Below are 23,173 nucleotides of genomic sequence, written 5' to 3'. Positions count from 1 at the left end.
ATCCGAAAGGGGCCCGTCTGGGCCCCTTCTTCGTTCGCGCGTGCGCGATGCACCGTCGCGAGTGAGGGAAGCCTGAATTTTCCCGGCCGCGATCGGCCTTGCCCAGAACCATTTCACCGCCGATAGGTCAAACTCGGACCATGAACCTGACGCCCCCGCTTCCCGAACCTTCGTCCGCCGCGCCCGAGCAGGCTCGCCTGCACGCGGCCTTCCTCGCCTTGCGCGACGGCCTTTCCGAAACCATCGTCGGCCAGTCCGCCTTGGTCGAGCGGCTGCTGATCGCGCTGCTGGCCGACGGCCACCTGCTGGTCGAAGGCGCGCCCGGCCTGGCCAAGACCACCGCGATCCGCGCCCTGGCGGCACGGCTGGAGGCGGATTTCGCCCGCGTCCAGTTCACTCCGGACCTGCTGCCGGCCGATCTGACCGGCACCGAGGTGTGGCGTCCGCAGGAAAGCCGCTTCGAGTTCCTGCCCGGGCCGATCTTCCATCCGATCCTGCTCGCCGACGAGATCAACCGCGCCCCGGCCAAGGTCCAGTCCGCGCTGCTGGAGGCGATGGGCGAGCGCCAGGTCACCGTCGGCCGCCACACCTACGCGCTGCCCAAGCTGTTCCTGGTGATGGCGACGCAGAACCCGATCGAGCAGGAAGGCACCTTCCCGCTGCCCGAGGCGCAGCTGGACCGGTTCCTGATGCACGTGCGCATCGGCTATCCGGAGGCCGCCGCCGAGGCGGAGATCCTGCGCCTGGCGCGCGAGCGCGCACGCGAGACGCTGGACCACGGCGAGACCGCGCCGGCGCGCATGCCGATGGAGGACGTGTTCGCCGCGCGCCGCGCGGTGCTGTCGCTGCACGTGGCACCGCCGCTGGAACGCTATCTGATCGAACTGGTGCTCGCCTCGCGCGATGCCAGCGGCTACGACGCGGCGCTGGCGCGGCGGATCGCCTGGGGCGCGAGCCCGCGCGGATCGATCGCGCTGGAACGCTGCGCGCGCGCGCGCGCCTGGCTGGCCGGGCGCGACTACGTCACCCCCGACGACGTGCGCGCGGTCGCCCCGGACGTGCTGCGCCACCGGGTGCTGCCCAGCTACGAAGCCACCGCCGAGGGCTGGGACGGCGACCGCCTGGTCGCGGCGTTGCTGGACAAGGTGCCGCCGCCGTGAATGCCGTCGCACGCGCAACGCTTGGCAACGGCAGGCGCCGCGGCGCCTGCGCGGTGGCGCGCGCGCGGCGCGCGTGCCGGGCGCCCGAATGACACAGGCGGGGTAGGCCAGCGATGCCGATGCGCATGACGTCGTCCGAGTCGCCGCAGGCCGGCCAGGCGCCAGCCGCCGACGGGCTGCGGCCGACGCTGGCCGAACTGGTCGCGCTGCGCGCGGCGGCGACGCGGTTGCCGCCGCCGCGGCGCGGCCGTCACGGGCTCAGCGGCAGCGCGCCGGCGGCGGTGCGCGGGCGCGGCATGGAATACGCCGAGTCGCGCGAGTACGTGGCCGGCGACGACGTGCGGCATATCGACTGGCGGCTCACCGCGCGCAGCGGGCGCACCCACACCAAGCTGTTCCAGGCCGAGCGCGAGCGCCTGAGCCTGATCGTCGCCGACACCGCGCCGGCGCTGTACTTCGGCACCCGGGTGCGGTTCAAGTCGGTGCAGGCCGCGCGTGCCGGCGCGATCGCGGCCTGGGCCGCGCAGCGCCAGGGCGATCGCCTGGCGGCCTTGCGCGGCAGCCGCAGCGAAGCCCCGGTGCCGCCGGCGTCGGGACCGCGCGGCGCGCTGCGCGTGCTCGATGCGCTGGCGCGCTGGTACGCCCAGCCGCCGCAGGACGATGCCGGCCTGGACGTGGCGCTGGAGCACGCGGCCAAGCTGCTGCGCCCGGGGTCGCGCCTGGTGGTGCTGGCCGACCCGCACAGCGCGCTGCAGATCGCCGCCTCGCGCTGGGCCGGGCTGGCGATGCACAACGAGGTGGTGGTGCTGCTGCTGGTCGATGCGCTGGAACTGACGCCGCCACGGGCCACGTTGCCGTTCTGGGCCGGCGGACAGCGGGTCGAGGTCGATCTTGCCGGCGGCGCGGCGCGCGAGCGCTGGCACGAGGCGTTCGTCGCGCCGGTGGAGGCCTTGCTGGCCAACCTGCCCGGACGCGGGGTGCAGGTGCGCACGCTGCGCAGCGATGCGCCGAGCGAATCCTGGCTGTTGCCGGGCGCAACCGGGTTGGGCGCGCGATGACGCCGGAACAGTTGCCGCTGCGCGATGTGCACCTGCCGCCGGCACCGGGCTGGTGGCCGCCGGCGCCGGGCTGGTGGTTGCTGGCGGCGTTCGTGCTGGCGCTGCTGGGCGCCGCGCTCGGGGTGTGGGCGTGGCGGCGCATGCGCCGGCGCCGCTGGCGGCAGCGCTTCGATCGCGCGCTGGCCGGCGGCGACGCGCCGGCGCAGGTCGCGGCGATGTCCGAGCTGCTGCGCCGCGCCGCCCGCCGCGGCGCACCCGACGCGGCCACGCTGCAGGGCGAGGCCTGGCTGCAGTTCCTCGACGGCGGCAAGGGCCATGCGTTCTCCGAGGGCCACGGCCGCCTGCTGCTGGATGGCGGCTACCGGCGCGAACTGGATCCGGCGGCGGTGCAGGGCCTGGCCGAAGTGGCGCGCGTGCGCTTCGTCGAACTGATGGCGGGGCGGCGATGAGCGCGCTGCATTGGCCGAGCCTGAGCGAACTGCTGGCCGGCTTCGCCTGGCCGTGGCTGTGGCTGGCGATGCCGCTGCCGTTGTTGGCACGGTGGCTGCCGGCGCGGCGCAGCGCCGCGCCGGCGTTGCGCGTGCCCTACGACGCGCAGCTGCGCGCGGTGTCGGCGGCGCGCGGCGGCGGCCTGTCGCGGGCCAGCACGTGGCTGTTGTGGCTGGCCTGGTTCTGCCTGTGCGGCGCGGCGGCGCGGCCGCTGCAGCTGGGCGAGCCGATCTCGCCGCCGCAGCAGGCGCGGCAGCTGATGCTGGCGGTGGACCTGTCCGGCAGCATGAGCGAGCCGGACATGAGCCTGGGCGGGCGCACGGTCGACCGCCTGACCGCGGCCAAGGCGGTGCTGGCCGACTTCCTCGACCGCCGCGACGGCGACCGGATCGGCCTGCTGGTGTTCGGCCAGCGCGCCTATGCGCTGACCCCGCTCACCGCCGACTTGGCCTCGGTACGCGACCAGTTGCGCGACAGCGTGGTCGGGCTGGCCGGGCGCGAAACCGCGCTCGGCGATGCGATCGCGCTGTCGGTCAAGCGCCTGCGCGACCAGCCGCAGGGCGACCGCGTGCTGATCGTGCTCACCGACGGGGTCAACACCGCCGGCGTGCTGGAGCCGCTGAAGGCGGCCGAACTGGCCAGGGCCGAGAAGGTGCGGGTGTATACGATCGCCTTCGGCGGCAGCGGCTATTCGCTGTTCGGCATGTCGGTGCCCGCTGGCGGCGGCGACGACCAGGTCGACGAGGACACGCTGCGCAAGATCGCGCAGGACACCGGCGGGCGCTTCTTCCGCGCACGCGATACCGACGAGCTGGTGTCGATCTACGCCGAACTGGAGCTCCTGGAGCCGGTGCGCTCGGCCGGGCCGGCGGTGCGCCCGCGGATCGAGCGGTACGTCTGGCCGCTGAGCGCGGCGCTGGTCCTGGGCCTGCTGTCGTTCGTGTGGCCGTGGAGGCCGCGATGAACGCGCTGGGCGTGTTCTTCGAATCGCTGCATTTCCTGCGCCCGCAGTGGGGCTGGGCGTTGCTGCTGCTGCCGCTGCTCGGCTGGAGCTGGCTGCGCCGGCGCCGGCGGCGCAACGTCTGGCAGCGCACCGTGGATGCGCATCTGCTGCCGCACCTGCTGGCGCGCGGCGGCAAGGACACGCTGGCCGGGATGTGGCTGGCGGCGCTGGGCTACGCGATCGCCGTGGCGGCGCTGGCCGGGCCGAGCTGGCGCCAGGAACAGCAGCCGCTGTGGCAGTCGCGGATGCCGCTGGTGATCGCGCTGGACCTGTCCTCGAGCATCGAGGCCGGCGACCTGCCGCCGTCGCGGCTGCTGCAGGCGCGGGCGAAGCTGGCGACGCTGCTGCGCCAGCGCGCCGGCGGGGAGATCGCGCTGGTGGCCTACGCCGGCGAGGCGTACACGGTGGCACCGCTGACCGACGATGCGGCGAACGTGGCGCTGTTCCTCGATGCGCTGTCGCCGGAGGTGATGCCGGTGCCCGGCCAGCGCGCCGACCTGGCGATCGACTGGGCGGTGCGGCTGCTGCAGCAGGGCAGCTTCAAGCGCGGCGACATCCTGTTGCTCAGCGACCACGCCGACGCCGACGCGCAGCGCGCCGCGGCGCGTGCGGCGAGCCTGGGCTACCGTGTCTCCGCGCTGGGCCTGGGTACCGCGCGCGGCGCGGCCTACCGCGATGCGCAAGGCGGCATCGGCCAGGCGCGGCTGGATGCCGGCTCGCTGCGCGCGCTGGCCGGCGCCGGTGGCGGCGGCTACGCCGCGCTGGCGCCCACCGACGCGGACCTGCAGGCGCTGGGCGTGCTGCGTCCGCAACAGCAGCAGGACGCCGCCGCGGACGGCGAGCGCAGCGGACGGGTATGGCTGGACCAGGGCTACTGGTTGCTGCTGCCGCTGCTGGCGCTGGCGTTGCTGGCATTCCGCCGCCATGCCGGCGCGGCGGTGCTGGTCCTGCTGCTCGGTCCGCTGGCCGTGCCGACACCGGCGCATGCGCAGGCGCCGGCTCCCACCATCGGCGGCGACCTGTGGCGGCGTGCGGACCAGGTGCGGCAACAGCGCCTGGACGCAGGCGTGCAGGCCTACCGCAAGGGCGACTACGCCGCCGCGCAACAGCAGTTCGAAGGCATCGACAGCGACCAGGGCTGGTACAACCTGGGCAATGCGCTGGCGCGCCAGGGCCGCTACGACGAGGCGATCGCCGCCTACGACAAGGCGCTGAAGCAGCATCCGGACATGGCCGATGCGCGCGCCAACCGCGCCGCGGTCGATGCCGCGCGCAGGCGCCAGTCCTCGTCCAAGAACGACAGGCCCGGGCAGCAGAACCCGGGCCAGCAACAGCAGGATCCGAAGGGCCAGCCGCAGTCCGGCCGGGGCCAGTCGCCGCAGGGCGACAAGCCCGGGCAGCCGTCGCAACCGCCGCCATCGCCGTCGCCGCAGGGCCAGGCGCCGGGACAGGACAAGAACCCGTCGTCGTCTTCGCCATCGCCGCCGACGCAGGCGCCGCCCAAGCCCGGCGATGCGCAGTCGCAGCAGCAGGCCGACGCGGCGCAGCGCCGGCAGATGCAGCAGGCGATGGCGCAGCAGGGCGCGGCGGACAAGACCGCGGCCGAGCGCGCCGCGGCGGCGGCGGCCGCGGAAACGCCGCAGCAGCGCGAACAGCGCCAGGCGGTGGAGGCATGGCTGCGGCGGGTGCCGGACGACCCGGGCAACCTGCTGCGCGCCAAGTTCAAGCTCGAACACGAACGCAGGCAGCGGGAAGACCCATGATCGATCGTCCACTCCATCGCAGGCTCCTGGGCGGCATGCGACTTCGTGCCGCCGCCGCCGCGCTACTGCTGCTGGCGTGCGCGCTGCCGGCGCAGGCGGCCACCCGCGCGTGGCTGGACCGGGACAGCATCGGCGCGGACGAGAGCGTGACCCTCAACATCGAGACCGACCAGACCGTGGGCGCGCCGGACTACGCGCCGCTGCGCGCCGACTTCGCGCTCAGCGACGAAGCCAGCAGCCGCCAGCTGCAGATGGTCAACGGCAAGGTGACATCGAAGTCGCTGTTCGGCGTGGCGCTTACGCCGCGCCGCGACGGCGTGCTGGAAATCCCGGCGCTGCGCGTGGGCAACGAGCGCACCGAGCCGTTGCGGCTGCAGGTGGCCGCGGCGGCGCCCGCGCCTGCCGGCACCACCGGTGGCGATCCGGCGCAGATCGGCGACGCCGACGTGTTCGTGCAGACCGTTGCCGACGATACCGGCCCCTACGTGCAGCAGAGCGTGGGCGTGGTGGTGCGGCTGTACCTGGGCGTGCCGCTGAGCTCGGGCGAACTGGACCTGGACGCGCCGGCCGGCGCCTCGCTGCAGCGCGTGGGCGAGGACAGCCAGAGCCGGCGCGAGATCGACGGGCGCATGTACACCGTGGTCGAGCGCCGCTTCCTGCTGGTGCCCGAGCGCAGCGGGCCGCTGCTGCTGCCGGGCGCGCGCTTCAAGGGACGCGGGCCGAGCGGTTTCTTCGACGACTATTTCGGCCGCGGCGGCGAGCTGGCCGCGCGCAGCGCGCCGCAGACGCTGCAGGTGCGCGCGCAACCGGCCAACGCGCCGCAGCCGTGGCTGCCGCTGCACGAGCTACGCCTGCGCTACACCGCCACGCCGCAGCGCGCGGCGGTCGGCGAGGCCGCCGACATCGTGGTCGAAGCGACCGCGCGCGGCGCCACCCAGGCGCAGTTCCCGGAACTGCCGCCGCCCAGCGTCGCCGGCGCGCAGGTGTTCGCCGAGCCGCCGCAATACGACGAGCGGTTCGTCGATGGCAGCCCGCAGCTGAAGGTGACGCGGCGCTATTCGGTCGTGCCGCAGAATCCGGGCGCGTTGAGCGTCGGCGGCGTGCGCCTGCCGTGGTGGGACGTGAAGGCCGGCGCCGCGCGCACCGCCGCGTTGCCCGACCTGCAGCTGCAGGTGGCGCCGGGCACCGGCGCGCCGGCGCCGGCGCCGGCCAGCGTCGATGCGCCCGCGGCCACGGCGCCGGCCGACAACGCCATCGCGCCGACGCCGCGCCCCGGCGCTTCCCGTGCGCTGTGGCTGTGGATGGGCCTGGCGGCGCTGTTCGCGCTGCTGTGGGTCGCGACCCTGCTGTGGGCGTGGTCGCGCATGCGCCGCCTGCCGCGCCTGGCGCCGGCCGCGGGCAACGGCGCGGCGGCTGCGGCGCCGGGCCCGGCGCGGGCGACGCATGGCTTGCCGGACCTGCGCCGGGCGCTGGATGGCGGCGGGCTGGACGAGGTCGCGGCGGTGCTGTGCGGCATGGCCGGCGTCGCCGACCTGGATGCGGTGCAGGCTCGCCTGGACGATGCGGCGCAGCGCGAGGCGGTCGCGCGCATGCAGCGGGCGCGCTGGGGCGGCGACGGCGACCTGCCCGGCGCGCGCGCCGCGCTGCGCGACGCCTTCCGCACCGGCCCGCGCTGGCGCGGCGCGGACCGGCGCGCGGTCGTCGACGAACTGCCGCCGCTGTATCCGCGCGACGCCTGAAGCGTCCGCGTCTGGCCCTCGAGCGGGAGCGGGGCGCTGGCGGCGGCTCCGTGGCTGCGAAGCGGCGGTCGATCCGCCTCCACGGCGGCAGCGCCGGACTGCGCAGCAAGCTCCGTCGTGATCCCGAGACCCCGCTTGGCCCGCCGGTGCAAGGGACGTAGCCCGTTCCAGCGCCGCGGACCGGCTCGCCCCGGCGCTGCGCCGCCGGGCGTCGAAGGCCCGCAGTCTCCGCGTGCGGCAAGCGCGCGCGCCATGCCACGGTGGACATCGCGCGGCACAGCCGCCGCCTGCAGGGCTTGCGGTGCGCCACGGCGGGTTTGTTAAGCTCCCGGTTTCCCCTATCCAGGCGCAAACGATGACCGACACCCCCGTGAAGGCCAAGGCCGGCATGCCTCTGCACTGGAAGATGGCGATCGGCTTCGGCGTCGGGCTGGTGTTCGGCCTGGTCGCGCACCTGACCGTCGGCGGCGACGCGGCGTGGGTGCAGATGCTGACCAAGTACCTAACCACGCCGTTCTCCAAGCTGTTCCTCAGCCTGATCTTCATGCTGATCGTGCCGCTGCTGTTCTCGGCGCTGGTGATGGGCATTTCCGAGATGGGCGACATCCGCGCACTGGGCCGGATCGGCTGGAAGACGCTCGGCTACACCGTGGTGCTGTCCGGCATCGCGGTGCTGCTGGGGCTGGTGCTGGTCAACGTGCTCAAGCCGGGCATGGGCGTGGACCGCGCGCTGGCGCAGGAGCTGCTGCAGCAGAACGTGGAGCGCACCGCGCAGATCGTCGACCAGAGCAAGAGCCAGCCGCGCGGCATGGACATGCTGCTGTCGATCGTGCCCGACAACGTGGTCGCCGCCGCCTCCAGCAACGGCGCGATCCTGTCGCTGATGTTCTTCGCGGTGATGTTCGGCGTGGGCATGGTGCTCAGCGACGACGCCAAGGTGGCCACGCTGCGGCGCGGCATCGAAGGCATCTTCGAGATCTCGATGACGCTGATCGGGCTGGTGATCCGGCTGGCGCCGTACGCGGTGGCCTGCTTCATGTTCAACCTGGCGGCGCTGTTCGGCTTCGAGCTGCTGGTCCGCCTGGGCGCCTACGTGGGCGTGGTGGTGCTGGCGCTGGGCCTGCACATGGTGGTGACCTACGGCCTGGCGGTGAAGTTCGCCGGGCGCTCGCCGCTGGCGTTCTTCCGCGCCACCCGCGAGGCCACGGTGATGGCGTTCTCCACCGCCTCCAGCAATGCCACGCTGCCGACCGCGCTGCGCGTGGCCGACGAGATGGGCCTGCCGAACAAGGTGTCGCGCTTCGTGCTGACCGTCGGCGCCACCGCCAACCAGAACGGCACCGCGCTGTTCGAGGGCGTCACCGTGATCTTCCTGGCGCAGTTCTTCGGCGTGGAGCTGAGCATCGCCCAGCAGTTCATGGTGATGCTGGTGTGCATCCTCGGCGGCATCGGCACCGCCGGCGTGCCGTCCGGCTCGCTGCCGGTGGTGGCGCTGATCTGCGCGATGGTCGGGGTGGACCCGGTCGGCATCGGCATGATCCTGGGCGTCAACCATTTCCTGGACATGTGCCGCACGGCGTTGAACGTGACCGGGGATCTGGCGTTGACGACGCTGGTGGCGAAGGGGGAGGAGGGGGCGCGGGACTCGGGACTGGGGACTCGGGACTCGGGAAGCGCTGCCCCGTAATCGTTTGGGTATTTGCGGGACGCGATCGGCGATAGAGGGGTGTGGCCGCTAGCCTCTTGCGAGTCCCGAGTCCCGAGTCCCGAGTCCCGCGCTCCCCCGCCTGTGGGACAATAGCCAACCCGACGCCCCCGCGCCCGCTCCCGGTCCAATAGAAGCCCTATGACGACGCCTACCCGCCGCCAGCTCGCCAATGCGATCCGTTTCCTCGCCGCCGACGCGGTCGAGGCCGCCAAGTCCGGCCACCCCGGCATGCCGATGGGCATGGCCGACATCGCCGAAGTGCTGTGGAACGATTTCCTGCGCCACAACCCGAACAACCCGAAGTGGTTCAACCGCGACCGCTTCGTGCTGTCCAACGGCCACGGCTCGATGCTGCAGTACGCGCTGCTGCACCTGTCCGGCTACGACCTGCCGTTGGACGAGCTCAAGCATTTCCGCCAGTTGCACAGCAAGACCGCCGGCCACCCCGAGCACAGCGAGACCCCCGGGGTGGAGACCACCACCGGCCCGCTCGGCCAGGGCTTCGCCAACGCGGTGGGTTTCGCGCTGGCCGAGAAGCTGCTGGCGCAGCGCTACAACCGTCCCGAGCACGAGATCGTCGACCACCGTACCTGGGTGTTCATGGGCGACGGCTGCCTGATGGAGGGCATCTCCCACGAGGCCGCGTCGCTGGCCGGCACCTGGGGACTGGGCAAGCTGGTCGCGTTCTGGGACAACAACCAGATCTCCATCGACGGCAACACCGCCGGCTGGTTCAGCGACAACACCCCGGCGCGCTTCGAGGCCTATGGCTGGCATGTGGTGCGCGACGTCGACGGCCATGACGCCAACGCGATCAAGGCCGCGATCGAGGCCGCCATTGCGCAGGGCGACAAGCCGACCCTGATCTGCTGCCGCACCACCATCGGCTTCGGCGCGCCGACCAAGGCCGGAAAGGAATCCTCGCACGGCGCGCCGCTGGGCAAGGAAGAACTGGAAGGCGCGCGCAAGGCGCTGGACTGGCCGTACGGCCCGTTCGAGATCCCGCAGGAGATCTACGACGGCTGGCGCGCCGGCGGCACCGGCACGCTGCGCCAGGCCGAGTGGGAGCAGGCCTTCGACAAGTACGCCAAGCAGTACCCGAACGAGGCGGCCGAGCTGATCCGCCGCTCGCACGGCGAGCTGCCGGCCGACTTCATCGCCCAGGCCGACGCCTACATCGCCAAGCAGGCCGCCGAGGCCCAGACCATCGCCTCGCGCAAGGCCTCGCAGATGGCGATCGAAGCGTTCGCGCCGCTGCTGCCGGAACTGATCGGCGGCTCGGCCGACCTGGCGCACTCCAACCTGACCCTGTGGAAGAACAGCAAGTCGGTCGCGCTGGACGATCCGGACGCGAACTACGTGTACTACGGCGTGCGCGAGTTCGGCATGACCGCGATCGCCAACGGCCTGGCGCTGCACGGCGGCTTCATCCCGTTCGACGCCACCTTCCTGGTGTTCAGCGACTACGCGCGCAACGGCGTGCGCATGAGCGCGCTGATCCCGGCGCACGCGATCCACGTCTACACTCACGATTCGATCGGCCTGGGCGAGGACGGCCCGACCCATCAGCCGGTCGAGCACCTGGCCTCGCTGCGCTACATCCCCAACAACGACGTGTGGCGCCCGTGCGATACGGTGGAGTCGGCGGTGAGCTGGAAGGCCGCGATCACCCGCAACGACGGCCCGAGCTGCCTGGTGTTCAGCCGCCAGAACCTGCCGTTCCAGCCGCGCAGCGACGCGCAGATCAAGCAGATCGAGCGCGGCGGCTACGTGCTGGCCGACGCCGAAGGCGGCGCGCCGGACGTGATCCTGATCGGCACCGGCTCGGAAGTGGGCCTGGCCGTGGAAGCGAAGAAGGCGCTGGACGCCGCCGGCCTGAAGACCCGCGTGGTGTCGATGCCGTCCACCGACGTGTTCGACCGCCAGGACGCCGCCTACCAGGAGTCGGTGCTGCCCAGGGCGGTGCGCAAGCGCGTGGCGGTGGAAGCCGGCATCACCGCGTTCTGGCGCAAGTACGTGGGCCTGGACGGCGCGGTGGTGGGTATCGACAGCTTCGGCGCGTCGGCGCCGGCGGACGTGCTGTACAAGCACTTCAAGATCACCGCCGAACACGTGGTCGAGGCGGCGAAGGCGCTGTAGCCGTACGACTATCGTGTGGACGGAAAAGGCCGGCGCATGCCGGCCTTTTCTTTCGCACGCGAGCAAGATGCCTTGCGTGCGCGGCGTATCTGGCTGGTCGCCGGACGACGGTAGTAGGGTCCGCTTGCAACGAGGAGCCTTTGCCAGGCCACGCCGCAAGCAGCGGTGCGGCGTGCGGCCACCCTGCAGCAGGGCTCACCGCGGCGCCGATTCCCCGCGCAGCAGCGGATACGGATTGATCGATTCGCCCTTCCACCATTGCTTCTCCGGACCCAGGCGGTGGACCTCGAAGTGCAGATGCGGCGCGGCGGGATCGGCATTGCCGGTGCTGCCGACGTAGCCGATCACCTGGCCGCGCCGGATCGGCTGCTTTTCCGCCAGGCCGTCGGCGTAGCGCTGCAGGTGCGCGTAGTAGTAGGCGAAGCGGCCGCTGGGCTCGAACTGGTACACGGTGAGGCCGCCGCGCTGGCTGTCGAACAGCTTCTCGACGGTGCCGTCGGCGACCGCGAGCACCGGCGTGCCGGTCGTGGCCATGATGTCGATCGCATCGTGCACGCGGCCCTCGCTGCGCGCATCGGTGAAGGTGTCGTGCAGCTGCGCGCCGCTCACGCCCTGCACCGGAATCAGCAGGCCGGTCGGCACCGGTGCCGCGGCGTCGGCAGCGCTAGCGGCCGTGGGCGCGCTGGCGGCCACCGCGGGCGCCGCGCTGGCTGCACCCGGATCGGCGGCTTGCATCGTCAACGCCGGCGATGGATCGGCCGGCATCGGGTCGGCCGCGTGCGTTTGCGCCGCCGGTGTCGCCGTTTCGCCGACCGACGCGGCGGCGTCGGTATCGCTGGGCCGCACGCGCAGGTTGTCGCGCAACGTCCAATACACCAGCCCCGCGACCACGGCCGCCAACGCCAGCGTCAGCAACGTCTTCATCGCCTCACTCCTGCATCGTCACCGGTACCGACGCATCCACCGCCGCAGCCACGGCCTGCACGTCCCAGTTGGTCAGGCGTACGCAACCGTGCGACTGGCTCTTGCCGACCCGCGCCGGGTCGGGCGTGCCGTGGATGCCGTAGTGGTCCTTGGACAGGTCAATCCAGACCTCGCCGACCGGATTGTTGGGACCGGCGGCCAGCGTGGCCTTCTTGTCCGACTTGTCCGCGTCCCAGAACAGCTTGGGGTTGTAGTGGAAGGTGGGCTGCCGCACCACGCCCTTGATCTTCCATTCGCCGATCGGCAGCGGATCGTGTTCGCTGCCGGTGGAGGCGGGAAACTGCGCCAGCACCTTTCCTGCGGCATCCAGTAAACGCACGCTGGAATCGGACTTGTCGACCACCACCTTCGCCGCCTTCGGCAGCGCCGGCGTGCCGAGCACGTTGGGCACCTGCACGCTGGCGCCGGCCTGGGCGAAGTCCACGCCCGGATTGAGCGCGCGCAGCAGCTTCGGCGAGGCATGGAAGCGCTCGCCGAGCCGCTCCTCCACCGATTCGAAGCCCAGCGCCGGCAGCTTGGCCTTTTCCGCGGTGTCGTCGGGAATGCGCGGGAACGGCCCGGCCACGTCCTCGGCGGTGAGCGTGTAGGCGACCAGTGCCGGCGCGGCGTCCTGCTTGAGCGCCTGCCAGGTGGCCTCGTCCAGCGTGCCGCTGACGGCGAGCCCGCGCCCGGCCTGGAAAGCGGATACGGCGCGGCGCTGGTTGGAGCCGGGTTGCCCGTCGATCTCGCCGGGGGAGAAGCGCGCGCGGTCCAACAGCACCTGCGCGCGCAGGTCGGAGGCATCGTCGGCACCCGGCGCCGGCGCGGGCGGCGCGGCCTGCGCGGTCGCGGAACCTGCGGCGAGGATCAACAGCGCGCCCAGGCAGGCGGCATGCAGCGGCGAACGGGACATCGGCGGCTCCACTGGGATTTCGCCCACCATGCCCAGGTCGGGCGGCTAGTCCGCGTGAAAAAGCCCACTGCCGGCTGACCGCCGCGTCGCAGGCGCGTGCGGTGTGCGCCGCTCATGCGTGTCCGTGGATCGGGATCGCGCTCGCCAGCGGCAAGTCCTGGCGACGGACACGCCACGCGCGCCCGGGTCTCCCAGGGCTACGGCGCGCAGGTGCGCTGCAGCGCGTACCCCAACAGCCGCGCCTGCAGTCGCTCCGCAAACCCGCGCGGCGCATCCAGCGCCATGCGCTGCAGGCACGCGGCATCGCCCTGCGCGCCCGAGCACAGCGCACGCGCCACGGTCGCCAGCTTCGCGCCGTTGCCGGCGGTGTGCTGCTTCAACCAGGTCAGCGCGCGCAACAGGCGCTGCTCGACCTCGGTGAAGTCGCTGCCCAGCGGGTAGTCGGGCAGGGTGCCGTCGGCGCGGAACGGCGCCAGCGCTTGGCGCACGCGTTCGGCGCTGTTCTGCCGCCAGTGCGGCGGCGCGAGGAAGTCGGCGCGCAGCTTGCGCGAACCGACGGCCTGCTGCAGCACTTCCTGCTGGAAGCGCGCGTCGGTGATGCCGGCCATCGCGACCACGCAATCCTCGTCGGTCAGCCCGTGCAGGTCGGCGATGCCGTATTCGTTGAGGTAGATGTCGCGCAGGTGGCGAGGGATCGTGGTGTGGCCGTAGTTCCAGCGCACGTTGGACTGCAGCGTGCGCGCTTCGCCGCGGGTCGCGCGGAACATCAGCACGCTGCGCGCGTCGCGCAACGCATGCGCCATCGCCACGAAGTTGTACTGGCCGCCGACGCCGGAGACCACCCGCCCGTCCTCCAGTCCGTCCGATACCGCTGCGCCCAGCGCGGTGGCCATCATGCACGAGTTGAAGAAGCGCGCGTCGTGCCGCTGCAGCCGCTCCAGCGTCTCGTTGCCGCCGTAGAGCTGGTTGATCTCGCTGATCCGGCGCATGCCGATGCTGGCGCGCTCGGCGGCGTCCATGCCGTGCAGCCAGGCGTAGAACTCCGGCGAGCCCAGGTAGAACGCACCCTGCAGGTATTCGCCTTCGCGCTGCAGCCGGGCGTGGTCTTCGGCATCGGCCACGCCGTCGTGCAGGCGCTGCATCAGCTCGACGTCGTCGACCACCTTGCGCTTGATCACCCCGCACTGCACCAGCTGGCGGAAGCCTTCGTTGAGCATCTCGCTGCAGCCGTACAGGCCGATCCGGAACGGCTCCAGCGCGCCGCTCTGGCGCACCGTGGGGTGCTGTTCCAGCGCCGGGTCCAGCGCCGCCAGCACGCGCCGGTAGCGCGCGTTGTCGGTATGCCGCAGCACCAGCGCGTGGCTCAGCGCGTCGGCCAGCGTGCCGATGCCGATCTGCAGCGTGCCGCCGTCGCGCACCAGCGTGCTGGCGTACAGGCCGATCGCGTAGTCGGCGTCGCCGACCGGCTGCCGCGGCAGCCCGAACAGTTTCGGATACGGGCCAGGCGGGGTCAGCACCAGGTCGAAGAACGCCGCATCCACCGCCGCGCTGCCGCCGATCCACGGCAGCTGCGGATCGACCTCGGCGACCAGCAGCGGACGCGGCAGGCCGCGCCGCTGCACCGCGTCCAGCGTGTCCTGGGTGATGTCGTTGTTGCACGAGAACGACAGCCGCGCGCCGCCGGGTTCGCGCGCCACCTTCTGCACGATCAGGTTCGGCGCGCGCTGCGCCACCGCCTCGGCCGCATGGGTGTAGTTGAGGCTGGTGTAGCCGCGCTGCGCCTGCGCCGAACCGAGCAGCGCGCCGGACTGCATGTAGAACTCCTCGACCTGGACGTGCGCCGGCAGCGCATCGCGCTGCATCGCCTGCACGTATTTCAGGTACGGGAAGTCGTCGCCGAAATGGCGCTGCACGAACGGCCGCGCGAAGCGGCCCTGCAGCCCGCCGCCGGGCGCGGGCGGATTCAGCGACAGCGCGGTGTAGATCTGCAGCGGACGCGACGGATCGGCGGCCACCCGTTCGTACAGCGCATTGAGCAGGCGATGCGGCTTGCCGATGCCCAGCGGCGCGCCGACGCGCAGCGCGCCGCGGATGCGTTGCAGGATCAGCGCGACGGCGGCGTCGAGGTCTTCGAGGTGGTCGGTCATCGGCATAGCTTAGGGCCTATTAACGCTATCGGAATAGCCACGCCGTGCTTGGGCGCATGCGGGGCAAGAAAGCGCCGGGGAGCTTATGCCGATAAGCGACCGAGCGATGACGCCGCCCCGTGCGCGCCCCAGCGCGGTCCTTCGGGCTGCGCCGGAGCGACGCCTGTACTGCGGCATGGTGGCGACGGCGGCGTCGCGGTGAACGCGCCCAGGACGTGCGTTGCGATGGCCTGCCTGTGGCTGGCCGGTTGCGCCGGCCAGCCAGTGATTGAGCCGGCGCAACGCGTCGATTCGGTGGATCAGCGCCTGCTCGCGCCGCGTGCCGACGCGGGCGCCGGCGCTGCGGCGGCGTCCTACCGGATGCAGCCGCAGCAGGTGTTCCGCATGCCGCAGCCGGTGGACAGCGCGACGCCGCAGCTGCCGGCCGATTCGCCGCGGCGCACGCTGGCGCCGACCACGGTGTGCGTGCGCGTGATCGTGACCGCGCAGGGCGAGGTCGCGCGCAGCGAAGCGCTGAACGATCGTCCCGAGTGCGGCGCCGGCGCCGCGCCCGAGTACGCCGATCTGCTGCGGGCGGTGCATGACGCGATCGCGCATTGGCGCTTCGTGCCGGCGGCGATCTGCACCTATGCCGGTCCTGCGCAGCGCCCCGCGCAGGGAGGGCGCTGCGACGATGCGCAGTCGGTGGAAGCGGTGCCGGTGACGCTGTCGTATGCGTTCACCTTCGAGGTGCGCGAAGGCGAGGCGACGGTACGCAGCGGACGGGTGGGCGGACGCGGCGCGCGTTAGCGTCCCTGTCTGCATCAGGACCGATCGGGTGCGGTGTCGGCGGCGACGAAACCGTGGCCGGCCGCGGTGCGGAAGCGGCGTCAGCGTGTCCGCGGCGGCTGCGGATGCCAGTGTGTCGATGCCTGCGGCGAGCCGTCTACAGCATCTCCGGCTTGAACAGGCGCCGCCGCGAGATGTCGGGGCCGGACAGCATGAACTTGCCGTCGCCGCGGTAGTGCAGCGTCTTCGGCAGTTTCGGCACGCGCGCCACGTGCGCCTTGACCACTTCCCAGATGAACAGGCCGTGCCTGGCGATCTGGCTGCCGTCGTACAGGCGGCACTCGAAGCTCGCGTAGCACTCGCCGATCGCCGGCGCGTCCACGCGCTCGCCCGGTACCGCGGTCAGGCCGAAGTGGGCGAACTTGTCGATCTCCGCGCCGCTGCTGTTGCCGATGCCGACCACGGTATCGACCATGTCCGCGGTCGGCAGGTTGATCACGCATTGCTTGCTGCGGCGGATCAGCCCGTAGCTGTGGTTGGCGCTCCAGATATAGCACGCGAGCAGCGACGGCTCGAAACCCATCACCATGTGCCAGCCCATCGTCATGATGTCGCGCTGGTTCCTGCTGGCGGAGCTGACCAGGACGACCGGGCCCGGCTCCAGGAAGCGGCGCACCTGGTCGAGCGGGAAATCGTGCTTGCGGTAGCGTTTCATCGGCGGGCACCGGCGCGTGCGTTGCGCATCAGTGTCGCCATCGGCGGTGAATGCCGTGTCGGCATGCGGCCGGGCGAGGTCGCAGCGCGCGAGCGGATGCGCGTTTCGCGCCGCGGCCCGCCGGTGGCTATCTTCGCGCGCCCGTCGCGCCGCTCACGCCGGCCCGTCGAGCCGGTGGATCGCATCGGCGATGCGTTGCACTTCCTCGGCCTGGTGGCTGACGTACAACATCGGCAGGCGGATCTCGTCGCGCACGCGTTGCAGGTAGGGGATCAGTTCCTCGCGCCGCGCCGGGTCCAGCGACGACAGCGGCTCGTCGAACAGCAGGATCGCCGGCTGCGACAGCAGCGCGCGTCCGATCGCCACCCGCTGCGCCTCGCCGCCGGACAGGTTGCTCGGCCGGCGCGCGAGCAAGGCCTCGATGCCGAGCAGTTCCACCACCGCGTCGAAACCGAAGCGCTGCGCCTGACCGCGGCCGTGGCGGCCGTAGCCCAGGTTGCGGCGCACGTCCATGTGCGGGAACAGTCGCGCGTCCTGGAACACGTAGCCGATGCGGCGCCGGTGGGTGGGGACGTCGATGCCGGCGGCATGGTCGAACAGCACGCGGCCGTCGATGGCGATGTGGCCGCTGCGCGGCCGCAGCACGCCGGCGATGGCGTTGAGCATGCTGGTCTTGCCGACGCCGGACGGGCCCACCAGCGCGATCACCCGCGCCTGCTCGTCGATGCGCATGTGCCGGTGGAAGCGCCCGCGCTGCACTTCGATGTCGATCTTCAACATCGGCGCGCACCATATCGTCCGGCGCACGCCGCGCCGCGGCGCAGGGCGGGGCGGTAGCGGTGCCGCATCATGCGTCCTCCTGCCCGCGCTGGCGGCGCACCAGCCATTCGGACAACAGCAGCGCGCCCAGCGAGATCGCCAGCGCCACCGCGGCCAGCCGCCAGATGCCCGACTCGGCGCCCGGAACCTGCATCAAGCCGTAGATCGCCGACGACAGCGTCTGTGTCTGCCCGGGGATATTGGACACGAAGGTGATGGTGGCGCCGAACTCGCCCAGCGCCTTGGCGAACGCCAGCACCGTGCCGGCGACCAGGCCCGGCCAGGCCAGCGGCAGGGTGATGGTGAAGAACACCCGCCACGGCCCGGCGCCCAGCGTGGATGCGGCCGCCTCCAGGCGCCGGTCGGTGGACTCCAATGCCAGGCGGATCGCCCGCACCATCAGCGGAAACCCCATCACCGCGCTGGCCAGCGCCGCGCCGGTCCAGCGGAACGCGAACTGCACGCCCAGGTGCTGCAGCAGCCATGCGCCCACCGGCCCCTGCGTGCCGAGCACGATCAGCAGCACGTAGCCGGTGACCACCGGCGGCATCACCAGCGGCAGGTGCAGCAGCGCATCGAGCAGCGACTTGCCGAAGAACCGGCGCCGCGCCAGCAGCCAGCCGAACGCCACCCCGAACGGCAGGCTGAGCAGCGACGCGGTCAACGCGACCTTCAGGCTCAGCGCGATCGCGGTGGTCTCTTCCGGGCTGAACACGTCAGATGCGCGTGGTCATTGCGCGGCGGAGAAGCCGTGGCGCAGGAAGATCGCGCGCGCCGGTGGCGTCGCCAGCCAGCGCACGAAGGCGGCCGTGGCCGGCTGCCGGCCCGCGCGTAGCGCCGCTACTGGATAGACGATCGCTGCGTGGCTGTCGGCCGGGAACACCGCCACTACGCGCACCTTGGGCTCGGCCTTGGCGTCGGAGCCGTAGACGATGCCCAGCGGCGCTTCGCCGCGCGCCACCAGCATCAGCGCCGCGCGCACGCTCTCCGATTCGGCCAGCCGGCCCTGCACGCCGTCCCACTGCGCGAGCCGGGTCAGCGCCTGGCGCGCGTACTTGCCGGCCGGCACGGTGTTGGTCTGGCCGAGCGCCAGCCGTCCCTGCGCGCCCAGTGCGGCGGCTACGGCGCCGGGCCTGCGCAGATCCACCTTGGCCTGGCTCGCGGCGGGGGCGACCAGCACCAGCGTGTTGCCGAGCAGGTTGTGGCGCTGGCTGGCATCGACCCGCTCGCGTTGCTGCAGGTAGTCCATCCACTCCAGGTCGGCGGAAAAGAACACGTCGGCCGGCGCGCCCTGCTCGATCTGCCGCGCCAGCGCCGAACTGGCCGCGTAGGACACGCGCACCGGCGTGCCGCTGGCCTTCTGGTAGGCCGCCGCGGCCTCGTCCAGCGATTCCTTCAGGCTGGCGGCGGCGAACACCGTCAGCGGCGGCTGCGCGGCGGCGGAACCCTGCGCCGCGCCGGTCAGCGGCAACAGGAGCAGGCAAAGCAGCGAGAACAAGGCGCGTGGGATTGTGGCGATCCGCGGCCGGGGCGTGGCGAACAGGCGCAGTGCGGGCATGGGGGAATCTCCGATGGGACATCGCGGCGGCCGGCAGGGCGGGCGGATGCGCGACCGCGAAGCATCGCACGATCCGGGTAAGCCATGCGTCGAAGGCGTCCGTTCCACAGGGCGTAAGGCCATAACCGAATCGCATATGCAGTGGCAGAGGGGGCGCGAAGCGAAGGCCATGCCTGGCCCGGGCGGCGATGCCGCGCAGACCACCAGCGCGCCGCAAGGCTCAATCGGCCGCGGTCAGCCCCTCGGTGCAGCCGGCCTGGATGTTCGCGCGCACCGACGGCTGCAGCAGCCGCGGCGCGCTCAGCGTCGCATCGCGCGCCTGCCGCTGCGCGACGAAGTCCGCCTCGGCCACGCCGTCGCGCACGTGGATGTTGTGCCGACGCTGCTCGCCGATGCTGCTCAGGCAGGCGACCTCGCGGCCGCCGCCGGCGCCGTAGTCGTGGCAGACGAACACGCGGGTGGCGTCCGGCAGCGCGTACAGCTTCTGGATCGAGCGGAACAGCAGCGCGGCATCGCCACCGGGGAAATCGCAGCGCGCGGTGCCGCTGTCGGGCATGAACAGCGAATCGCCGGGGAACAGCGCATCGCCGATCAGGTAGGCGACGCTGTCGCTGGTATGCCCGGGCACCGCGATCACCCGCGCCGGCAGGCGGCCGATGGCGAAGGTATCGCCGTCGGCGAACAGGCGGTCGAAGCGGCAGCTGTCCTGGTCGAAGTCGCGCGGCAGGCCGAGCGCCGGCGCGAACGTCTCGCGCACGCGGCCGATGCCGTCGCCGATCGCCAGCACCGCCTGTGGCCAGCGCCGCTTGAACCATTGCGCGGCGGAGACATGGTCGGCATGGGCGTGGGTCTCGAGTATCCAGCGCAGTTGCAGGCGCTGCGCCTGCAGGTGATCGGCCAGCGGCTGCGCCGCGGCGGACGACGTGGTCGCGGTGGCCGGATCGAAATCCAGCACTGGATCGATCAACGCCGCATCGACGCCGTCGTCGACGACATAGCTCCAGGTGCCGGATCCGGCATGGTGGAACGGGTGCACGCGAGGAAGGGTGTCCATCGGCTTAGCTTAGGGCCTGTCCCTGCCGTTGTGATAGGTGACGGCCATCCGAAGGCCCCCCGAGATGCGCCTGGAATGGCGCCGTCACGCGGCGGCTCGCCGACATTGCGTGTCGCGTGTTCCTCGCCGCGCGCCAAACGCAATCTGGCCTGCGCACGGCGCGAAAGCGCTGGCCGCAGCGCGCGTCGCCGCAGAAGATGCCATGCAAGGCGTCGAGCAGGCGTCGCGCCGGTCCTGGCGCCAGCGAATAGTGGAGGGTGTGCCGTCGCGCCGGGTGTTCGCCAGTCCGTCCTCGCGCAGCGGCGCCAGGCGCTGCGAAAGCGCCGACGGGCTGAGGTCCAGCCGTGCGTTCAGTTCGCCCACCGGTTGCTCGCGTTGGGCCAGCCGGCACAGCAGCATCAGCCGCTTCTCGTTGCCCCAGCGCGCCTTGAGCAGGCGCGTGGCGTCGCTGGCGTGCGCGCATCGCCGCCGGGTCCATCGCCACGGCGCGGCTGCGGGCCATCGGTCAGAAGTCGACGGCGCGCCCGGACGCGGTCCAGCCGAGGAAGCCGCCAAGCAGCGCGCGCGCCGCGGTGTAGCCCGACCGCTGCAGGCCGAGCGCGGCCAGCGTGGCCAGGCCGCCGCTGGCGCAGTACAGCAGGATCGGCTGCTCGCGCCGGGCCAGTGCCGGATCGGCCGCCAGGCGGAACTCCAGCAGGCTGTACGGGAGGTTGATCGCGTTGGGCAGGTGGCCGGCGGCGAACTCGCCCGGTTCGCGCAGGTCGATCACCTGTTCGCCGGGTAGCGGCACCGCGTCGCTGGCCGCGTCGGCTTCGCTGGGTGGCGGGCGCGGACGCTCGACCAGGGCATGGGCGGAGGCAGGGGACATGGGACTTCAGGGGTGTGGGGGGACGTCGATTTGTATATCGGCCGCCACGAATCTTCCATGCGACATACGGTCGCACTGCCGCCGCCCGCTCAGTGCGTGCGCCTGCCGACCTCGGCATCCGCGGCTTGTACCGGGCTGCGAGGGCCGTGCCTTGCCTGCTGTGCTGATATCGCGGACCCGACCGAAGCGGCGCGCACGACCATCCACGCCGATTTAGCGGTCCCCGGGTACAGTCGCCTGCATCGACCACCGCTTTTTGGAGCATGCAGCATGAGCATCGGCGACCCGATCCGGGTGACCCTGCAGCAGGAGACCGACTTCGCGTTCCGCATCCAGTTCGACGAGACCGAACTGGAGCCGTGGCTCAGCGACGAGACCGCGCCGCTGGGGCAGGAGCGCGGGCCCAACCCCTCGCGCATCCTGCTGGCCAGCATCGCCAACTGCCTGGCCGCCAGCCTGCTGTTCGCGATGCGCAAGCACAAGAACGATCCGGCCGGCGTGGTCGCGCACATCACCGCCACGCCGACGCGCAATCCGGAAGGGTACTGGCGGATTCCGCAGGCGTCGGTGGAACTGCAGCTGCCGGCCGGCAACGAGGACTATGCGCAGCTGCAGCGCGTGCTCGACCAGTTCGAGCAGTTCTGCGTGGTCACCCAGAGCGTGCGCCAGGGCATCGACGTGCAGGTCACGGTGAAGGACGCGCACGGCAACGTGCTGCTCGGCGACAAGAGCATCGAGGCCGGCGCGTGAGCGAAACGCTGCACATCGCCTGCCCGCACTGCCAGGCGCTGAACCGGGTGCCGGCGTCGCGCCTGGCGGCGGGGCCGCAATGCGGCCGCTGCCATCGTGCGCTGTTCGTCGCGCAACCGCTGGCGCTGGATGCGGGCAACTTCGCCGCGCACGCCGAGCGCAGCGACGTGCCGCTGCTGGTGGATTTCTGGGCGCCGTGGTGCGGCCCGTGCCGGACCATGGCGCCGCAGTTCGAAGCGGCCGCGGCGCAGCTGGAGCCGCGGATGCGGCTGGGCAAGCTGGACACCGAGGCGCAGCCCGCATTGGCCGCGCGCTTCGGCATCCGCAGCATCCCGACCCTGGCGCTGCTGCTGCACGGGCGCGAGCTGGCGCGGCAGGCCGGCGCGATCAGCGCCGCGCAGATCGTGCGCTGGGCGCAGACGAACGCCGCCTAGCGCGCGGACAACGCCATCGTGTCCCGTTTCATCGGGTTCATGGCGGTGGCGCCAGGGCGATGCGCTTCCCGCTCGCCGTGCGCTTCTTTTCGCAGAAGCGAGATCAACGCATCGCCTTCAGGCGGTCCCTTCCTGGTCGGCTTGAGGGGAGCCAGAAGGTAGCGCTTTCCCAGGTCGTCCTGATCTTCATTCGCGGTATCGGTGCCGTTGCGGATCTTGCCCACGACGATGAGCGCGTCGATATCGACCGGCCAGCCCAGCCGGTTAAAGGACGGACATGCGCAGTGGCATCGTCGTGCTGCGCGCAGGCGCCGCTACTTACCCAGCGCGGCGTTGAGCGTGGCCGCCAGGTCGGTACCGGCCTGGCGCACCTGCGCCTCGGCCACCGGGCGCCAGGTCTGCACGTAGTCCTGCGGCAGTTTCGCCCCGGGCGGATAGAAGCCCGGGCGCAGCGCGATCCTGCACGAGGCTTCGGCCCACCGCGCCGCCGGCGGCGGCAGCGCGGTGCCGCTCGGCGCCGGCAGCGGCTGCGCCTGCAGTTGGCGCAGGTACGCCGCCTCGTCCAGGTCGCGGCTGCGCAGCAGGCCGCTGTCCCACAACGCATGCAGGTTGCTGCCCTTGCCTTCGAACTGGACCTGGAAGGTGTTGGCGCCCTTGTCGCGGGCATAGCCGGCATGCAGCGGCTGGCGGATGTCGCCGGCGAAATGCACCACGAACTTCAGCGCCTGTGCGCGCGCGGCCTGCGGCTGGCGGCGATCGGCGAGGATCGCGGTCTGCCGGCGCAGCGCTTCGACCACGCAGTTGCCGTCGGGGCAGTCGCGGTTCTGCTCGTAGTGGCAGTCCTCCTCGCCCAGGTTGACGTAGTGCCAGCCGGCGCTGCGCTTGCCCAGGTCCGGATCGTGCTCGCGCAACTGGTCGGCCCAGTTGGCGACGCCGGCCAGGGTCGGCTCGGGCTCGCCTTGCAGCAGCGTGCGGATCTGGGCGCGTGCCGGGGCGGTGAGCTGGGTGTCGGCCAGGTCGGCGACCAGGCGGTGGCCGAGCGGGCCCCAGGCCAGCGCGGCGGACGGTGCGATGGCGATCGCCAGGGCGAGCGCGGCGGACAAATGGGTGCGTGAGGTCATCGGC

At 72.2% G+C, this 23,173-nt stretch carries 23 protein-coding genes; 11 read left to right on the top strand and 12 right to left on the bottom strand.

Annotation, left to right across the window (positions count from 1 at the left end; genetic code table 11):
• The first annotated feature begins 140 nt into the window (after positions 1–140).
• The 8 genes from JR065_RS18410 to tkt all read left to right on the top strand — a co-directional run bounded on the left by JR065_RS18410 (position 141) and on the right by tkt (position 11,059).
• Positions 141–1,160, top strand: coding sequence for an AAA family ATPase (locus tag JR065_RS18410; RefSeq protein ID WP_206235851.1), 1,020 nt, complete (start codon positions 141–143; stop codon positions 1,158–1,160).
• Between the two features lie 125 nt (positions 1,161–1,285).
• Positions 1,286–2,218, top strand: coding sequence for a DUF58 domain-containing protein (locus JR065_RS18405; RefSeq protein WP_429001890.1), 933 nt, complete (start codon positions 1,286–1,288; stop codon positions 2,216–2,218).
• Positions 2,215–2,667: a DUF4381 domain-containing protein gene (locus JR065_RS18400; protein ID WP_206235847.1), complete on the top strand. Its 453-nt coding sequence runs from the start codon at positions 2,215–2,217 to the stop codon at positions 2,665–2,667. The genes JR065_RS18405 and JR065_RS18400 overlap by 4 nt, the downstream gene beginning before the upstream one ends.
• Entirely contained in the window at positions 2,664–3,671 is a 1,008-nt protein-coding gene (locus JR065_RS18395; RefSeq protein WP_206235846.1) for a vWA domain-containing protein, read from the top strand. Before JR065_RS18400 ends, JR065_RS18395 begins: the two co-directional genes overlap by 4 nt.
• The gene (locus JR065_RS18390) at positions 3,668–5,473 is read left to right on the top strand and encodes a tetratricopeptide repeat protein (RefSeq protein WP_206235844.1); all 1,806 of its coding nucleotides are present in this window, start codon (positions 3,668–3,670) and stop codon (positions 5,471–5,473) included. Before JR065_RS18395 ends, JR065_RS18390 begins: the two co-directional genes overlap by 4 nt.
• Entirely contained in the window at positions 5,470–7,212 is a 1,743-nt protein-coding gene (locus JR065_RS18385; RefSeq protein ID WP_429001889.1) for a BatD family protein, read from the top strand. The genes JR065_RS18390 and JR065_RS18385 overlap by 4 nt, the downstream gene beginning before the upstream one ends.
• Positions 7,213–7,567: 355 nt before the next feature.
• The gene (locus JR065_RS18380) at positions 7,568–8,899 is read left to right on the top strand and encodes a dicarboxylate/amino acid:cation symporter (protein WP_206235841.1); all 1,332 of its coding nucleotides are present in this window, start codon (positions 7,568–7,570) and stop codon (positions 8,897–8,899) included.
• A gap of 159 nt (positions 8,900–9,058) precedes the next feature.
• On the top strand, positions 9,059–11,059 hold the full coding sequence (gene tkt, locus JR065_RS18375; RefSeq protein ID WP_206235840.1) for a transketolase: 2,001 nt from the start codon (positions 9,059–9,061) through the stop codon (positions 11,057–11,059).
• Between the two features lie 195 nt (positions 11,060–11,254).
• Here the strand turns inward: tkt and JR065_RS18370 are convergent, their stop codons facing one another.
• From JR065_RS18370 to JR065_RS18360, 3 genes are all read right to left on the bottom strand, one after another.
• Positions 11,255–11,983, bottom strand: a complete 729-nt coding sequence (locus JR065_RS18370) for a M23 family metallopeptidase (RefSeq protein ID WP_206235837.1) — start codon at positions 11,981–11,983, stop codon at positions 11,255–11,257.
• A 4-nt stretch (positions 11,984–11,987) separates the two neighbouring features.
• Positions 11,988–12,935: a L,D-transpeptidase family protein gene (locus JR065_RS18365; protein ID WP_206235835.1), complete on the bottom strand. Its 948-nt coding sequence runs from the start codon at positions 12,933–12,935 to the stop codon at positions 11,988–11,990.
• Between the two features lie 197 nt (positions 12,936–13,132).
• The gene (locus JR065_RS18360) at positions 13,133–15,088 is read right to left on the bottom strand and encodes an acetyl-CoA hydrolase/transferase C-terminal domain-containing protein (RefSeq protein ID WP_206235834.1); all 1,956 of its coding nucleotides are present in this window, start codon (positions 15,086–15,088) and stop codon (positions 13,133–13,135) included.
• A gap of 219 nt (positions 15,089–15,307) precedes the next feature.
• Between JR065_RS18360 and JR065_RS18355 the strand changes: the two genes are divergently transcribed.
• Positions 15,308–15,871, top strand: a complete 564-nt coding sequence (locus JR065_RS18355; protein WP_206235833.1) for a hypothetical protein — start codon at positions 15,308–15,310, stop codon at positions 15,869–15,871.
• 136 nt (positions 15,872–16,007) lie between these two features.
• Here JR065_RS18355 and JR065_RS18350 read toward each other — a convergent pair whose 3' ends face one another.
• From JR065_RS18350 to JR065_RS18320, 7 genes are all read right to left on the bottom strand, one after another.
• Positions 16,008–16,565, bottom strand: a complete 558-nt coding sequence (locus tag JR065_RS18350; protein WP_206235831.1) for a flavin reductase family protein — start codon at positions 16,563–16,565, stop codon at positions 16,008–16,010.
• 153 nt (positions 16,566–16,718) lie between these two features.
• Positions 16,719–17,345, bottom strand: coding sequence for a molybdenum ABC transporter ATP-binding protein (locus tag JR065_RS18345; protein WP_206235830.1), 627 nt, complete (start codon positions 17,343–17,345; stop codon positions 16,719–16,721).
• A gap of 67 nt (positions 17,346–17,412) precedes the next feature.
• Positions 17,413–18,099: a molybdate ABC transporter permease subunit gene (modB, locus tag JR065_RS18340; protein WP_206235829.1), complete on the bottom strand. Its 687-nt coding sequence runs from the start codon at positions 18,097–18,099 to the stop codon at positions 17,413–17,415.
• 15 nt (positions 18,100–18,114) lie between these two features.
• A complete protein-coding gene (modA, locus tag JR065_RS18335; RefSeq protein ID WP_206235828.1) occupies positions 18,115–18,942 on the bottom strand; it encodes a molybdate ABC transporter substrate-binding protein in 828 nt (275 codons plus the stop codon).
• 220 nt (positions 18,943–19,162) lie between these two features.
• Positions 19,163–19,996 (bottom strand): MBL fold metallo-hydrolase, encoded by an 834-nt coding sequence (locus JR065_RS18330; protein WP_206235827.1) that lies wholly within the window; start codon positions 19,994–19,996, stop codon positions 19,163–19,165.
• An 84-nt stretch (positions 19,997–20,080) separates the two neighbouring features.
• Entirely contained in the window at positions 20,081–20,395 is a 315-nt protein-coding gene (locus tag JR065_RS21600) for an ArsR family transcriptional regulator (protein WP_241093743.1), read from the bottom strand.
• A 106-nt stretch (positions 20,396–20,501) separates the two neighbouring features.
• On the bottom strand, positions 20,502–20,864 hold the full coding sequence (locus tag JR065_RS18320) for a rhodanese-like domain-containing protein (RefSeq protein WP_206235826.1): 363 nt from the start codon (positions 20,862–20,864) through the stop codon (positions 20,502–20,504).
• Between the two features lie 270 nt (positions 20,865–21,134).
• On the opposite strand from JR065_RS18320, the gene JR065_RS18315 reads away from it, so the two are divergent.
• Positions 21,135–21,614, top strand: coding sequence for an OsmC family protein (locus JR065_RS18315; RefSeq protein ID WP_206235825.1), 480 nt, complete (start codon positions 21,135–21,137; stop codon positions 21,612–21,614).
• A complete protein-coding gene (gene trxC / locus JR065_RS18310) occupies positions 21,611–22,048 on the top strand; it encodes a thioredoxin TrxC (protein ID WP_206235824.1) in 438 nt (145 codons plus the stop codon). Before JR065_RS18315 ends, trxC begins: the two co-directional genes overlap by 4 nt.
• On the opposite strand, the gene JR065_RS18305 is transcribed toward trxC, so the two are convergent.
• Both JR065_RS18305 and JR065_RS18300 read right to left on the bottom strand, forming a co-directional pair.
• Positions 22,045–22,272 (bottom strand): hypothetical protein, encoded by a 228-nt coding sequence (locus JR065_RS18305; RefSeq protein ID WP_206235823.1) that lies wholly within the window; start codon positions 22,270–22,272, stop codon positions 22,045–22,047. The genes trxC and JR065_RS18305 overlap by 4 nt on opposite strands.
• 90 nt (positions 22,273–22,362) lie before the next feature.
• Entirely contained in the window at positions 22,363–23,169 is an 807-nt protein-coding gene (locus JR065_RS18300; RefSeq protein ID WP_206235822.1) for a S1/P1 nuclease, read from the bottom strand.
• Positions 23,170–23,173: the final 4 nt, after the last annotated feature.

This window comes from Xanthomonas sp. (genome assembly GCF_017163755.1).
GTDB lineage: Bacteria > Pseudomonadota > Gammaproteobacteria > Xanthomonadales > Xanthomonadaceae > Xanthomonas_A.
The sequence above is the reverse complement of the archived record's forward strand: the minus strand, read 5'-3'. Positions and strand labels throughout refer to the sequence as shown.